At 50.8% G+C, this 15,962-nt stretch carries 11 protein-coding genes; all 11 read right to left on the bottom strand.

The window, feature by feature from the left end; genetic code table 11:
* Positions 1 to 6: 6 nt before the first annotated feature.
* A complete protein-coding gene (araA, locus tag LK436_RS07805) occupies positions 7 to 1,512 on the bottom strand; it encodes an L-arabinose isomerase (RefSeq protein WP_008395799.1) in 1,506 nt (501 codons plus the stop codon).
* Positions 1,513 to 1,628: 116 nt separating this feature from the next.
* Positions 1,629 to 2,651, bottom strand: coding sequence for an ABC transporter permease subunit (locus tag LK436_RS07800; protein ID WP_008395801.1), 1,023 nt, complete (start codon positions 2,649 to 2,651; stop codon positions 1,629 to 1,631).
* A gap of 2 nt (positions 2,652 to 2,653) precedes the next feature.
* Positions 2,654 to 3,709, bottom strand: coding sequence for an ABC transporter permease (locus LK436_RS07795; protein WP_008395802.1), 1,056 nt, complete (start codon positions 3,707 to 3,709; stop codon positions 2,654 to 2,656).
* A gap of 1 nt (position 3,710) precedes the next feature.
* Positions 3,711 to 5,225 carry a sugar ABC transporter ATP-binding protein gene (locus LK436_RS07790; protein WP_008395803.1) on the bottom strand — a complete coding sequence of 505 codons (1,515 nt, stop codon included), beginning with the start codon at positions 5,223 to 5,225 and terminating at the stop codon, positions 3,711 to 3,713.
* Positions 5,226 to 5,479: 254 nt separating this feature from the next.
* The gene (locus tag LK436_RS07785) at positions 5,480 to 6,553 is read right to left on the bottom strand and encodes an ABC transporter substrate-binding protein (protein WP_008395807.1); all 1,074 of its coding nucleotides are present in this window, start codon (positions 6,551 to 6,553) and stop codon (positions 5,480 to 5,482) included.
* A 174-nt stretch (positions 6,554 to 6,727) separates the two neighbouring features.
* Positions 6,728 to 8,416 carry a sensor histidine kinase gene (locus tag LK436_RS07780; RefSeq protein WP_008395809.1) on the bottom strand — a complete coding sequence of 563 codons (1,689 nt, stop codon included), beginning with the start codon at positions 8,414 to 8,416 and terminating at the stop codon, positions 6,728 to 6,730.
* A gap of 85 nt (positions 8,417 to 8,501) precedes the next feature.
* Positions 8,502 to 9,611 carry a response regulator transcription factor gene (locus tag LK436_RS07775; RefSeq protein ID WP_008395810.1) on the bottom strand — a complete coding sequence of 370 codons (1,110 nt, stop codon included), beginning with the start codon at positions 9,609 to 9,611 and terminating at the stop codon, positions 8,502 to 8,504.
* A 153-nt stretch (positions 9,612 to 9,764) separates the two neighbouring features.
* Positions 9,765 to 10,952 carry a sodium/glutamate symporter gene (gene gltS / locus LK436_RS07770; RefSeq protein ID WP_008395811.1) on the bottom strand — a complete coding sequence of 396 codons (1,188 nt, stop codon included), beginning with the start codon at positions 10,950 to 10,952 and terminating at the stop codon, positions 9,765 to 9,767.
* A 66-nt stretch (positions 10,953 to 11,018) separates the two neighbouring features.
* Positions 11,019 to 11,987: an aminopeptidase gene (locus LK436_RS07765; protein WP_015574416.1), complete on the bottom strand. Its 969-nt coding sequence runs from the start codon at positions 11,985 to 11,987 to the stop codon at positions 11,019 to 11,021.
* A gap of 379 nt (positions 11,988 to 12,366) precedes the next feature.
* Positions 12,367 to 13,026 carry a GntR family transcriptional regulator gene (locus tag LK436_RS07760; RefSeq protein WP_008395815.1) on the bottom strand — a complete coding sequence of 220 codons (660 nt, stop codon included), beginning with the start codon at positions 13,024 to 13,026 and terminating at the stop codon, positions 12,367 to 12,369.
* Between the two features lie 161 nt (positions 13,027 to 13,187).
* Positions 13,188 to 15,815: a pyruvate, phosphate dikinase gene (gene ppdK, locus LK436_RS07755; RefSeq protein ID WP_008395816.1), complete on the bottom strand. Its 2,628-nt coding sequence runs from the start codon at positions 15,813 to 15,815 to the stop codon at positions 13,188 to 13,190.
* Positions 15,816 to 15,962 lie beyond the last annotated feature (147 nt).

The raw sequence follows: 15,962 nt of genomic DNA, 5'->3' as shown, positions 1-15,962 counted from the left end.
TTCTGACTATCTGAACTTGTAGAAAGCCTCGTTCCATCTCAGCTCATTTCTGAACTGTCTTAAATTCGTATCTCTGTCAATATACACAGCCTCAATACCCATGGCGTTTGCCCAGTCTCCCATCTGCTCTGCCGTCAGATCATAGGAGAAGGCTGTATGGTGAGCGCCTCCTGCATAGATCCATGCTGCGGCTCCTGTCTTTAAATCAGGCTGAGGCGTCCAGAAGGCCGTGGCTACCGGAAGCTTCGGCATCGGCTTTTCCGCCTTCTTCACATCCACCTCATTGATAATCAGACGGAACCTCTCGCCCAGGTCAATGAGGGACACCGCAACTCCCTTCCCCTCCTTGGCCGTAAACACAAGTCTCGCCGGATCCTCTCTGTCTCCCATGCTCAGCGGCTGCTCCTTGATGCAGATGGGGCCGTCTGCCACAGTGGGGCATACCTCCAGCATATGGGCCTGCAGGATTCCCTCCCGGCCCTTTACCAGGTTGTAGGTATAGTCCTCAAAGAAGGAGGTTCCCTTTGCCCCCGGAACGCCCTCAGCCATGATCTTCATCAGGCGCACCATGGCCGCTGTCTTCCAGTCTCCCTCTGCTCCGAAGCCGTAGCCCTTCTCCATGAGCCTCTGGATGGCAAGTCCCGGCAGCTGCTTCAGACCTCCCAGATCTCCGAAGTGGGTGACAATGGCCTGGTAGTTCTTCTCATCCAGGAACCGCTCGAAGCCCAGCTCAATCTGGGCCTGCACAGCCACCTTATCTCTGAATTCCTTCTCGTCTCTTCCCTCTGTGAGAATCTGGTATCTGCTGTAATATTCCTCTGTAAGGGCATCTGTGTCTGCCTTAGAGACAGAGTTTACACAGTCCACAATCTCGTTCACCGGGTAGGCGTCAACCTCCCAGCCAAACTTGATCTGGGCTTCCACCTTGTCTCCCTCTGTCACGGCTACATTTCTCATGTTGTCGGCCACACGCATCACGCGGATGTGGGAGGACTCCATCACGCCCACTGCTGTTCTCATCCAGGAGGCAAGGGCATCCTGAACCTCGCTGTCATCCCAGAAGCCTACGATCACCTTTCTCTCGATCCCCATGCGGGAAACAATGTGGCCATACTCTCTTCCTCCGTGAGCCGACTGGTTCTCATTCATAAAATCCATGTCTATGGCGTCATAGGGAATCTCCCTGTTGAACTGGGTGTGCAGATGGCACAGAGGCTTTCTGTACTCCTGAAGTCCCAGAATCCAGCTTTTGGCCGGTGAGAAGGTGTGCATCCATGTGATGACTCCTGCGCAGTCCGGATCCTGATTGGCCTCATTGAAGGTTTTGCGGATCACCTCATTGGTGATCAGAGTCGGCTTCCACACCACCTCAAAGGGCAGTCTTCCGCTTTCATTGAGCTTCTCCACAATAATCCTGGAATGCTCTGCCACATGGGCCAGACATTCGTCTCCGTAGAGATCCTGAGAGCCTGTACAGAACCAGAATTTATATTTCTTTCCCGTTAAAATCATTCCTCTTTCCTCCTGTCGCTGCTGTGATTTTCTTTCTCAGTTTCCCGGGCCGGATATCTTTTCTTCCGGCCCTGATATTTTCATTTCCGTCTGTCTCTTCCGGCATCAGCTGCCTTCTAATCCTGCTTTCCGCCCTTCTTGATCATGGCCAGCACAGATTGGAGCACGATGAAGAAGCAGAGAAGAGCTGCAATGGTGATTCTGGTCCACCAGGAGGACAGAGTTCCCTGGAAGGTGATAAAAGCCTCGATGGTAGCCTTAATCAGAACACCGAACAGCGTTCCGAAGACATTTCCCACACCTCCTGTCAGGAGAGTTCCGCCGATAACAGAGGAGGCGATGGCGTCCATCTCAAAGCCCTTTGCCTGCTCCACAAAGCCGCCCAGCGTATTCAGGCAGAACAGCACGCCGCCCACGCCGCAGAGAAATCCGTCCAGCACGTAAGCTTTCAGCTTCACCTTCCGCACATTCAGTCCCATCATCATGGCAGACTGCTCGTTGCCTCCCACGGCGTAAAGGCTGCGGCCGAACTTCGTATACTTGAGCATGATAAATGCCAGCACCACCAGAAGCAGGGCAATGACAACCGTCGGGTAAATATACGGCTGGATCAGAATTCCCTTTTTATTTAAGTAGCCTCCGAAGGGAAGATAGATCTTGGCCTTCGCCCATGCCATGAAAGTTTCATTAGTAATGCTTATCATATCCTTGGAAATAATCGCCGTCATACCTCTGGCAAAGAACATTCCCGCCAGCGTCACAATAAAGGGCTGGATATCCATATAGGCTACCAGGAAGCCCTGCACCAGGCCGAATACCACGCCTGTCACAAGGACAATGATCACTGCGGGGACTGCTCCGATTCCGCCCCGCTCCATCATCCACGCAAGCATCATACAGGCCATAGCCACAAAGGAGCCCACGCTGATGTCAATGCCTCCCGTGATCATAACCACTGTCATTCCGATGCCGATGACAATCAGTCCCGCATTGGAGATAAACAGGTTCAAAAAGTTCTGTGTTTTTGCAAAGCCAACATCCTTAAACACCACGCAGCCGATTCCGTACATAATAAAGAACAGAAGAATCGTGATAAGCAGAAGGAAGCTGTTCTGATTCATTTTTTTTCTCTGTTTCATAGTTAAGCCTCCTTTCCCTCAAGCTGCATTTTCTCTTGCTTTCTGGACAGAGATTTTTTCCATCTGGCAAATCCCGGTGACTGGAGTGCCACAATGATGACAACCACAACCGCCTTATAGACAGGAACCTGATCCGAAGATACATGCATAGCGTACAGGGTTGTGGTGAGGGCCTGGATCGTATAGGCTCCGATCACAGAGCCTGCCAGAGAAAACTTTCCTCCGCCCAGGGAGTTGCCGCCGATGGCCACCGCCAGAATAGCGTCCAGCTCCATGTTCAGTCCGATATTGTTGGCATCCGCCGAGTAGATACGGCTGGAGGCAATCAGTCCCGACAGTCCGGCACAGAGTCCGCAGTAGGCATAAGTAAGGAAAATAATAAACACGGCCTTGATTCCGATAAGCCTGGATGCCCGTTTATTGATACCTACTGACTGTATGTACATTCCAAGAGCCGTTTTCTTTAAAATCAGCGCCGTCACAGCCACCATAATGACTGCCACAATAAAAGGCGTGGGCACCGGGAATCCCGGAAACGAAGCGCCCAGCAGCTTATAGCTGTCCACCCTCACATAGGTAATCTGGCCGTCTGTAATCAGCTGGGCAATACCGCGGCCTGCCGTAAACATAATAAGGGTTGCCACCATGGGCTGAATATTCAGTTTTGCAACGAGAAAACCGTTAAAGCAGCCGATGAGGATACCCACTAAGAGCGCTGCTCCAAAGCCCATGAACAGAGGCGCTGCCAGCTCAGTAGCGGCTCTCTCTCCGCCTGTCAGCAGGTTGCAGCAGACTGCTGCACTCACAGCCATGATCGCGCCCACGGAGATATCCGTTCCGGCGGAGGCGGAGACAACCAGGGTCATTCCGATTGCCAGTATCACAAGCTCTGACGCACGGTTGATAATATCGATAATGTATCCGTAGAGTACTCCGTCTCTCACGGAGATCTGAAAAAAGTCCGGCGTGGTAATCACATTGATCAAAAGCACCAGAGCCAGGCAGAAAATCGGCAGAAACAGCCGCTTTGACGTAATATTTTTTAATGTCCCACTCATATCACTGACCTCCCGCAATGGTTGCCATAATGCTGGCCTGATTCATCTCATCGCCGTAAAGCTCGCCTACCTTAGTGCTGTCCCTCATTACGACCATGCGATCGCAGGTTCTGAGCATCTCCTCAATCTCGGAGGAGATAAATACCACAGCCATGCCCTTCTTGGCCAGCTCCACCACCAGCTTCTGGATTTCTGTCTTGGTTCCAACATCGATTCCCCTTGTAGGCTCGTCGAGAATCAGGAAATCCGGATTTGTAAGAAGCCATCTTCCGATGATAACCTTCTGCTGATTTCCTCCCGACAGGGATTTAATCGGCGTCTCCCGGCTGGCAGTCTTAATCTGCAGCATCTCGATGTATTTGTCCGTGAACTCCTCCTGCTGCTTTCTGGAAAGGAGCCTGAACACACCTCTCTTAGCCTGGAGGGCCAGGATCAGATTCTCCCTCACAGAGAGATCTGCAATGATTCCCTCGTTTTTCCGATCCTCGGGAAGATAGGCCATACCGCAGTTCATGGAGGAGAGGGGGTTCTTTGCCAGATGCTTCTGTCCTTTCACAAAAAGTTCTCCGGAGTCAGCCTTCTCCGCCCCGTACAGGAGTCTTACAGTCTCGGATCGCCCGGAGCCGAGAAGTCCCGTAAAGCCTACGACCTCTCCCTTTCTGATAACCAGATCAAAGGGCTTTATGTACCCCTTCTTTCCAAGGCCTACCGCCTTGATAACCAGATCCTCCTCGCTCTCCCGGATCTCTGTTTTCTCTGTCTTGATGGATGCCAGATCGTCAAAATCCTTCCCCATCATTCTGGCCACAAGCTGTACTCTGGGAAGCTCCGCCGTTGTGTACTGCCCCACCAGCTGGCCGTTTCGAAGAACTGTGATCTTGTCGCAGACTGCATACACCTGCTCTAAGAAGTGGGTGACAAAAATGATGCCTACCCCTTCTCCCTTGAGCCTGCGCATCAGGGAGAACAGCTTTTCTACCTCGCCGTCATCCAGGGAGGACGTGGGCTCATCCAGGATCAGAACCTTCGCCGACATATCCACTGCCCTCGCAATAGCGATCATCTGCTGGATGGCAATGGAATAATTGTCGATTGTCTTCGTTACATCCGCATGAATATCCAGCTCCTCTAAGAGCTTTGCCGAACGGCGGTTCATTTCCTTCCAGTCAATAAAGCCTCCCTTTCTCGGCTCTCTTCCAATGAAGAGATTTTCCGCAACCGTCAGATTCGGACAGAGGTTAATCTCCTGGTAAACGGTGCTGATTCCTCTCTTCTGCGCCTCCTGGGGACTTCTGTTTACGACGTTTCCTTCTATGCCGTCAACGCGGATCTCTCCCGTCTCAAACTCCTCCACTCCCGTAAGCACCTTGATGAGCGTGGATTTTCCTGCTCCGTTCTCTCCCATCAGTGCATGGATCTCTCCCTTTTTCAGGGTAAAATCTACGTTCTGGAGAGCCTTCACGCCCGGAAACGTTTTATAAATGTGTCTCATTTCTAGCACGCTGCCCTGTTCCATAAACGTCCTGCCTCCTTACCTTCCATTCTGCCCGTCAGCCTTCTGTATAGAATCCCTCCCAGGGGGTCTTTTCCAGGGCTGATTTTGCCTCACCTGAGCTTGCTCCTGCCCGGCAGGGCTCTCTCACCTCACAGAAAATCCTGTTGAATTTCCCCTGAAATGCGAAAGCGGGGGCCAAAGGCCTCCGCCTTCGGCCCCCGCATCTTAGCTGATGAATCATCGGGCTGCTCTGATTCTTCTTTATATGCTTTTAATTAGTATGCTCTTGTCTCCAGGATGGACTCCAGATCCATTGTTGTGTCGAAGTATCCCTCGTCAACGTACTGAATCTTCTCTACTTCCTCTCCTGCCTCTAACTTCTGAATAATCTCATCTACACGAGGTCCGTGAAGCGGGTTGCACTCGAAGGTAGCATTCATGTCGCCTGCGATCATAGACTCAAATGCAGCTTTTACAGAGTCGAAACCTACAACGATGATGTCTCCGTCCGGTCCGCAGGTCTTTCCTGCTGCCTTGATGGCATCGATTGCACCAAATGCGGAGTTGTCGTTCTCGCATACAACTACGTCAATATCATCGTAGCTCTTTAAGAAGGACTCCATAACTTCCTGGCCCTTAGCCTGTGTGAAGTCTCCGGACTGCATGTCAAGCATATGCCAGTTTGGATGCTGCTCCAGAATGTTTCCGAATCCCTCTGTACGTCCAATCTGTGCAGAAGCGCCGATGGTACCCTGAATAGTAACGATGTTGATGTCCTCGTCTGCTCTTCCCTGAGACTCCAGGTAATCAGCCAGCCAGTTTCCGCAGGTCTCGCCCTCTTTGATGAAGTTTCCTCCTACCCAGCACTCATACAGGCTGTCATCGGAAACCTGCATCTGACGGTCAGAAAGGATAACCGGAATTCCTGCTTCCTTGGCCTCCTCGAGAACTGTCTCCCATCCTGTCTCTACAACAGGGGCAACAACTATGTAATCTACATCCTGCTGGATGAAGGAACGGATTGCCTTAATCTGATTTTCCTGTTTCTGCTGTGCATCATCAAAGATCAGCTTGTAGCCGTTCTCCTCTGTGAAAGTGGACTTAAAGGACTCTGTGTTAGCTGTTCTCCAGTCAGACTCAGCGCCAACCTGTGCATAGCCCACTGTAATCAGATCGCCGTCAGCTGTATCGGCAGCTGCTTCCTCTCCTGCCTCAGAAGCTGCCTCTGTGTCAGCTGCCTCTGTTCCTGCTGCTGTTGTCTCAGCCGGTGCTTCTGCCTGAGAGCTGCACGCGATCAGGGATGCTGACATAGCCATCATCAGAGCGATTGATAAGAATCTCTTTTTCATATTTGTTTCCTCCTTTTTTCAGTTCCGTTTCTGATAACTTTATTATAAAAAAAGCCCTGTCTTTTTTAAACAGAGCTTCTTTTGAAAAAAGTATAATTTTTTTAAGAAATTTTTTCTGTCAATAATAAAACGTATATTTTTTTACTATAAAGGTATGTTTTTTTAAGGTAGCTCTCATGGCCGCACCTGCTCTGTTCTGCTTTTCTCATCCTCCCGGCGGGAAAGGGGAATCTGCCCCAGATACAGCTTTACGCAGGTGCCCACACCCTTCTCTGATTCAATCACAAGGGCCGACGATTCTCCATAGTACATGGAAAGCCTCTGGGCCACGTTGCTCAGTCCGAAGCCTCCGCTCTTTCTGACCGGCTCCTCCCTGCCCTCTCTGCCGCTCTTTATCTTTTCTCTCAGTTTTGAGAGAGTTTCCTGATCCATTCCGGTTCCGTCATCCTCTACCTCGAAGACAATCCCGTTTTTATCCTCATATCCGCGGATGGAGATTGTGCCTCCTCCTCGTTTATTCTTAATTCCATGGTAGAGGGCATTCTCCACGATAGGCTGGAGGATCATCTTGAGCACCACCCTGCTGCGGATCCTCTCCTCCATCTCTATCCGGTAGTCCAGCACATCCTCATAGCGGATCTTCTGGATTTTCAGATAGCTTCTGATATGCTGTTCCTCCTCTGCGATGGTGATGAAATCGTGTCCTTCAGAGAGCACCGTCCGGAAGAAGTCGCTCAAATCCGAGGTCATCTCCACTACCTGCCTGTTGTTTCCCCCTTCTGCCATCCAGACAATGGAGTCCAGAGTATTGTAGAGGAAATGAGGGTTAATCTGCTCCTGCCTCAGCTTCAGCTCCATCACACGCAGATTCTCCTGTTCCCTCCTGGTCTTATCCATCAGCCCAGCAATTTCATCGCTCATAATATTAAAGGTTCTCGCCAGAACATTGATCTCTGCCATGCCGCTCATGGCCGCCCGGGCCTTCAGATCCCCCTGCCCCAGCCTGCGGGCCGTCTCCGTGAGATCTTTCACCGGCCCTGTCACGGAACGGGCAATCGCTGCCGCAATCGCAAATCCCACAGTCAGCACCGCAGCCAGCAGTACCAGGTATATCATGAGCAGCCGGGTTGTCTGGGTTTCCAGATCCTTCTGCAGACGCTCCATTCTCAGAGTCTCATAATAGATATACTGGTTTATGTAGTCCTGAATCATGGAACAGAGTCCCTGAATATCATTCTCCCAGATAGACTGCTGCACATCGTAGGGGGTTGTCTCCTTGGAGGCGTTCATCAGCTTGTTCACCGCCGTCTCCAGAGAATCCAGGCAGGATAAAAGTCCTCTGATTTTAATATCTCTGTCAGAGCCTCTCTCCCTCTCAATAGACTCAAAATCCCTCCTGGCCGACTCGATCATATTGTAGGGATTCTTGACTATCGTAGCATACTGGGTTCTCCCCTCTATGATGTCCCCGTCCTGAAACTGCTCCGGCTTCAAAAGCCCGATCATAACCCGGTACATGGAATACTCCATGTCCTCCTTAAATTTCATATTGTATTCATTGGCAATTCTCAGATTCGACATAATCGTGGCGTAGGATGCCGAGTATTCTCTGATCAGGGAGACAATCCCCAAAACCATGCAGGTCAGAGGAATTGCTGTCACCAGAATCAGCAGACTCATCCTCCGGTTCAGCGTAAAAAAATATAAAATCCTTCTGGCCCCTGTTCTCTCCTGCTCTTTCCCGGAATTACTCACAGGCTGTCTGCCCTCCTGTTCCTCTTTTCTTTCTTCTGAGTTTTCCGTCAGTCTCATGCGGGGAATCTCTCTTTTTTCATCTCCACCTGTTTTTATCTGCCCTCTCATCCCGTTTTCCTCCCCTGTTCCGGCAGTTCAAGCCGTTTTTCCACGGTGCGGCCCCTTCCGGAGTACCAGCCAATCCTGCCTGATGCTACCCCTGTCTGACCGACGTCTTATACTCCTTCGGCGACATTCCCATAACCTTTTTAAAGGCAGAGCTGAAGTAGTGGGGATCATTGTATCCTGCACGCTCACCGATCTCTGCAGTTCTGAGATTTGTGCATTTGAGCATCTCACAGGCGCTGTCAATCCTCACCCGCGTCAGATACTCCACAAAGGTCTGCCCCGTTTCCTGCCGGAAAATGGAGCTGAAATAGCTGGGGCTTACCCCAATATGGGCAGCTACCAGGTTTAAAGAAAAATCTCCCCTGGAAAAGTTTTCCTTTATGAAGCTCTTGGCTTCGCGGATCACCTGCCCATACCGATCCGAGGAGACTCTGTCTCTGACTTCCAGCGCACATCCGAACAACCCCACCAGATAGTGTTTTGTTTTCTCCACCTCTGTAATCGCCTGGGGGATCCTCTTTATATCCCGAAAACTCTCCGGCAGCTCCTCCTCGATTCCGAGATTTCTGACAAACTCCTGGACACAGTAGAAAATATCTACCACCATATACTGGCGAAGCAGCAGAGATTTATAGTTGTTCTCCCCCACAGCCGCAAAATATTCCTCCACAAATGTCTCACACTCGTCCACAGAGCCCAGTTTTAAAAATTCCTCAATCAGCCTCCGATCCACTCCCCGGTAGTCCGTCTGATCCAGAAATTCCGTATACTTTTTATAGCTGGCAAAATACCGCTCCAGCAGCTTCTCCCTCTCTCTCTCCTCCCGGATCGTATCGGCCACCCGCTTTAACGCCTCCACGAGAGCCGCTGAGGTCACCGGCTTCAGGATATAGTCGCTGATTCCCATCTTTATCGCTTCCTTGGCGTAGTCAAACTCGTTGTATCCGCTTAAAATCACAATCTTTATATCAGGAAGGGCTTTTTTTACCAGCCTGCTCAGCTCCAGCCCGTCCATAAAGGGCATCTTGACATCTGTAACCAGGATGTCCGGCTCCATCTCCAGAATCAGGGGATAGGCATACTCCCCGTCTCCCCCTTCTCCCACAAACTGAAATCCATTAGCCGCCCAGTCAATATTATCACGAATTCCTTTTCTGATAATCGGCTCGTCCTCCACCAGAAATACCTTTATCATTCTTCTCCCCCCTCTTTTCCCGTTTCCCGGTTTTCACACTGCCGGACAGCGCAAAAAACCTCCGGCTGTACGATATATCATATCATACTGACCGGAGGGTTTCCACTGAAATATGTAATATGCAGGCATACGCCTGTGTCTGGTATATTTTACTTATAGAAAATTCAAAAATCCTGTAATAATGGCAGAATTTACCAGATTGATGAACAGGCTTCCCACGAGAGGCACAATGAAGAATGCGCTGGGGGAGGAGCCGTACTTGCTCTCAATCACCTGCATATTAGCCATAGCCGTCGGTACAGCTCCAAGGCCGAAACCTGTCATTCCTACCGTCATCACAGCGGCGTCAAAGTTTCTTCCCATAAACCGGAAATTGACAAAGATTCCATACAGGGTAATTAAAATCATCTGGGCCAGCAGGATAAGGAACATGGGCACTGCCAGGTCAATCAGTTTCCACAGCTCCATGGTCATCATGGAGAGGGCCAGGAACACCAGCAGAGATATATTGGAAATGATGGACAGCTCCGGGAGCTTCAGATCCAGCTTATCTGAGTGATCCGCGATATTTCTCAGTATGGCAGCGGCAGTCATGGCTCCCACGGAGGCAGGAAATTCAAGCCCTGTCAGTTCCAGAAGGTAGGAAATCAGCGTCCCCAGTCCCACAGTCAGCAGGATCTGATAGGCAGCGGCAGTCATCCTCTTCTCATCAATCTCTGCTTCCTCCTCCTTATCTCCAAACTTCATTTCTTTCGTCTCCAAGCCGGGTTTCAGATGTTTTTTCTCGATGAGGAACCTTCCAATGGGTCCTCCCAGAAGCGCTCCTGCTACCAGACCGAAGGTGGCGGCAGCTGTGGCAATCGTGGTTCCGGCGTCCAGCCCGGCACTCTCCAGGATGGGCCCCCAGGCAGCGGCTGTACCGTTTCCTCCTACCATGGGGATCGAGCCGCAGGCCATACCGATCAGAGGGTTAATTCCCATTATATGGCAGATCACAATTCCCAGGCCGTTCTGGAAGACAACCAGAATACTGGAGAGCACCAGGAACAGAATCACCTGAGGTCCTCCTTTTTTCAGCAGCTTCCAGCTTGCCGTATAGCCAATTCCCGCATAAAAAAGCAGGCTGAAAAATTCATTGAACGAGCTGTCCAGACTTACAGAAGCCGTGCCGGACAGGTTTAAAGCTGTAATGAGAAGCGCAACCAGTACACCGCCCACCACCGGAGTCGGAATGCAGAATTTTCGAAGCACATAAATACGTTTTTTGATAAAATCGCCCAGCATCAGCGCCAGAACTGCCAGCGCTATGGTATAGTAAACATTGAAACTAATCTCCGTCATCTTGATTTCCCCCTTAACCTTCTCTGCCCTGCGTTACCTTCCCTGCCTTTTACCTTATCGCTCTGATCAGATTTTCGGCACTCCATTTTCCATCAGAACTCTTCCGTCTGCCACGATAGTTCCATTTTTCATAATCACATCGTAGTGACAGCTGGCCTTTACCTTTCCTCCCAGTGTAATACTCGTTCCGATTCCGATATGGCAGGTTCCGAAAACTCCCTCGTCCTCCAGCATAAACCCGCAGAAACGGCACTTGGGATTCAGCCCCACGCCATGCTCCGCTATATTATATACGTTCGGATCATTCTTGGATGCCAGATCGTCTGCCAGCATTTTGGCCTGACGTCCTCCCGTGATCTCCACAATCCTTCCATTTTCTACCCGGAGCGTCACCGGCTCCTCCAGCACGCCGATCCCGATGTAGGGGATGCTTCCGTCTGCCACAATAATTCCATTGGCGCTTCCCTCAACCGGGGATACGTTTGCCTCAACAGTGGGAAGCGTAGAAAACTGCCCTTTTTCCACCATGCAGTACAGATGGTTTCCTCTGCGCCCCTCGGCAGAATACTCCAGATGTGTTCCTCCCGGAGAGGTCAGCACAATTTTTTTGGCTCCTGCCATAGCCTCCGCCATATTGATGCACAGCGGCTTCAGCTTCTCGAAATCTCCCTCGATTCCCCCGTGAATCATCATCTCTTCCGTAAAATGGGTCAGAACGAGTCCCCGGGAGCCTGCCCCTATCGCCGATTTTACCGCCTCTGTATGGGTGATGGATTTTCCAACCACCGAAATAAATCCGTCGCTCGCCAGCATGGCTGCTGCAATTTCCTTCGGCGGCTCCTCTCCGTCCCTCTTTCGCGGCTCCATGATGCAGACGGCCGGCTCTGCCCCTGCCCGGTAAACCTCCGAGGCCAGTGCCTGGGCGATGCTCAGTCTGGACAGCTCCGTCACAATCAGGATCTGCTCTCCTGGCCGGACCTTCATACACGTGTTGACCACCTTGTCTGCTCCTCTGGACATATAAATGTTTTCCATTGCCAATCCTCCTTCTCCTTTTACTTTTACTTTTACTTTTACTTCTCCACAGTCTCTTTGTCCTTCTTCTCTTCTTAGTCTCTTTACTGTTTCATTTTCTATATAATATATTCTATAGAATATATTATAATTTGTCAATCCTCAATATGATTGTTTGCCCCTTTTTTTCTAACTTTCTATTCCCCTGCTTTTCTAATTCTCCCTGAAGAAGCTCTCCAGACGCAGAGAGACTGCTGCAAAACCAGACTTTCATACAGAAATACTGCCCGCGGCGTGAAGCCTGGCGCTATATTCTGCACTTCCATTCCATTCTGCAGCAGTCTCCCTTTTTTTGCGGCCGCCTGCCCTTTGGCTCTTCTTTCCTGCTTCTGAGGAGAGCTTACTTTTTTCCCTCAATGTATTTCCTTCCATTATGGATATGGGTGGACACTGCTCTCCTGGCAGCCTCCACATCACGCTTCGCGAGAGCGTCCACAATGGCCCGATGCTCCTCGCAGATCTCATGCTTTCGTTCCGGGCTTCCGGCGGAATATTTTCTGTCCCTGCTGATCACTCCCTTGAGCATTTCCAGCAGGTTTTTGAGAATCCTGTTTCCAGTCAGCTGATAGATCTGATCGTCAAACTGCTGGCTCGCCCTGGCGATCTCCGCGACCCCCTCTGTCTGTTCAAACTCCTCGATCATCCGGTAGAGCTTATCGATCTCCTCCTGGCTGACTCTCTCGATTACCTGCTCTACCGCCAGGTGCTCCAGCGCCTCACGGCAGGCATAGGCCTCTTCAATTTCTCTCTGATCCAGCTCTTTTACGACTGCGCCGCGGTAAGGAATAATCTCAATCAGCCCGTCGCTTGCCAGCCGCTTGAATGCCTCCCGTACCGGGGTAGCGCTGATTCCCATCTGTTTTGCCACATGCTGCTCCCTAAGCTCTGTCCCGGGAGGCAAAACACCGCTGACGATAGACTCCATCAAGGAGCGGTATGCTTTTTCACTGAGAGGAATCCTGGTAACTGCTGGAATCCTCCTGTATTCTGTCTGTTCCATCTTCCCTCATTCAAGTAATCATTCCAAAACATCCCGTACCTGCATCTGCCCGGCAGGCTGTTTCTGCAGGGCCGGCAGATAAAGTTAGCCCCTCACAGATGTGGGGGGCTAGCTTTTAAACGGATCGTTCTATTAACAGTAGACTGTCACTGTCCGCTTCATTATTTATTGTTCAGAGCGGCCTGAGCTGCTGCCAGACGTGCGATCGGCACACGGAATGGTGAGCAGGAAACATAGTCCAGACCAATCTTGTGGCAGAACTCTACGGAAGAAGGATCTCCGCCGTGCTCGCCGCAAATGCCGACATGTAAGGTTGGGCGCTCAGCCTTTCCTAACTTGATAGCCATCTCCATCAGCTTGCCAACGCCGTCCTGGTCAAGCTTAGCGAATGGATCGTTCTCGAAGATCTTAGCATCGTAGTAAGCATTTAAGAACTTACCTGCATCGTCACGGGAGAAGCCGTATGTCATCTGTGTCAGGTCGTTTGTACCGAAGCAGAAGAACTCAGCCTCTTTTGCAATCTCATCTGCTGTCACGCATGCTCTCGGGATCTCGATCATTGTACCAACCTCGTACTTGAGCTCTACGCCTGCTGCTGCGATCTCAGCGTCTGCTGTCTCAACAACTACCTTCTTAACATACTTTAACTCTTTTACATCGCCAACGAGCGGGATCATGATCTCCGGCTCAACCTTCCAGTCAGCATGTGCCTTCTGTACGTTGATTGCTGCGCGGATAACAGCCTTTGTCTGCATCTTTGCAATCTCAGGATATGTCACAGCCAGACGGCAGCCACGGTGACCCATCATCGGGTTGAACTCGTGTAAGCTGTCAATGATTGTCTTGATCTGCTCAACGGTCTTGCCCTGAGCGTCAGCCAGCTTCTTGATGTCCTCTTCCTCTGTCGGAACGAACTCGTGTAATGGCGGATCCAGGAAACGGATGGTAACTGGGTTGCCCTCCAGAGCCTCGTATAACTTCTCGAAGTCGCCCTGCTGTACCGGAAGGATCTTCTCGAGAGCTGCCTCTCTCTCCTCTACTGTATCAGCGCAGATCATCTCGCGGAATGCGTCGATTCTGTCGCCCTCGAAGAACATATGCTCTGTACGGCAAAGTCCGATACCCTCTGCACCTAACTCGCGTGCCTTCTTAGCGTCAGCCGGAGTATCAGCGTTTGTACGAACTTTTAATCTTCTGTACTTGTCAGCCCAAGCCATGATTCTTCCGAACTCTCCAACGATGGAAGCGTCTACTGTCGGGATGATTCCGTCGTAGATTTTACCTGTGGAACCGTCGATGGATAACCAGTCTCCCTCATGGTACTCTTTTCCAGCCAGAACGAACTTCTTGTTCTCCTCATCCATAGCGATCTCGGAGCAGCCGGATACACAGCAGGTTCCCATACCACGTGCAACTACTGCTGCGTGGGATGTCATACCGCCGCGGACTGTCAGAATACCCTGAGCAGCCTTCATACCCTCGATATCCTCCGGGGATGTCTCAAGACGAACCAGAACAACCTTCTCGCCCTTGGCAGCCCACTCCTTAGCATCCTCTGCTGTGAAGACGATCTTACCGCAGGCAGCTCCTGGAGATGCAGCTAATGCCTGAGCAACCGGAGCAGCCTCCTTTAATGCCTTTGCGTCGAACTGTGGGTGAAGCAGTGTATCCAGGTTTCTCGGGTCGATCATGGTAACTGCCTTCTCCTCAGAGATCATTCCCTCATCTACTAAATCGCAGGCAATCTTTAATGCAGCCTTAGCTGTTCTCTTACCGTTACGTGTCTGAAGCATATAGAGCTTTCTGTCCTCGATAGTAAACTCCATATCCTGCATATCTCTGTAGTGATCCTCAAGAGTATGGCAGATGCCTACGAACTGCTCGTAAACCTCCGGCATAACCTCCTTTAACTGATCAATCTTCTGTGGTGTACGAACACCGGCAACTACGTCCTCGCCCTGAGCGTTCATTAAGAACTCGCCCATCAGGTGCTTCTCGCCTGTAGCCGGATCACGTGTGAAGGCAACACCTGTACCGGATGTCTCGCCCATGTTTCCGAATGCCATCATCTGTACGTTTACAGCAGTACCCCAGGAGTATGGGATATCGTTGTCACGACGGTATACGTTTGCACGTGGGTTGTCCCAGGAACGGAATACAGCCTTGATAGCCTCCATTAACTGAGTCTTCGGATCAGTTGGGAAGTCCTCGCCGATCTTCTGCTTGTACTCAGCCTTGAACTGGTTAGCCAGCTCCTTTAAGTCATCAGCAGTAAGCTCTACGTCCTGTGTAACGCCCTTCTCTGCTTTCATCTTGTCGATTAATTCCTCGAAGTACTTCTTGCCGACTTCCATAACAACGTCGGAGAACATCTGGATGAATCTTCTGTAGCAGTCCCAAGCCCAGCGCGGATTGCCGGATTTCTTAGCCAGAACCTCTACTACTTCCTCATTTAAACCGAGGTTTAAGATTGTATCCATCATACCAGGCATGGAAGCTCTGGCACCGGAACGAACGGAAACCAGAAGTGGGTTCTCCTTGTCACCGAATTTCTTTCCTGTGATCTCTTCCATCTTGGAGATGTACTCCATGATCTGAGCCATGATCTCATCGTTGATCTTTCTGCCATCCTCATAGTACTGTGTGCAGGCTTCTGTTGTGATCGTAAAGCCCTGCGGTACAGGAAGGCCTAAGTTTGTCATCTCAGCCAGGTTAGCGCCCTTGCCACCTAACAGGTTTCTCATCGTGGCATTGCCTTCGCTGAACAAATAAACCCATTTCTTTGCCATAAGTTGTATTCCTCCTATTGTTTTGCAGGTTTCCCCGCTTAAATTGTAAGACGGACTGTTACCGCCGGGGACATCTCCCGGCGGAACATGCCCCGATGCGCCCTCACAAGCGCATGCCTAAAAAGCCCTCAGCCCGGAACTCCGAAC

Source organism: Clostridium sp. M62/1 (assembly GCF_020736365.1).
Taxonomy (GTDB): Bacteria; Bacillota; Clostridia; order Lachnospirales; family Lachnospiraceae; genus Otoolea; species Otoolea saccharolyticum_A.
This window is presented reverse-complemented; position numbering and strand designations above follow the sequence as displayed.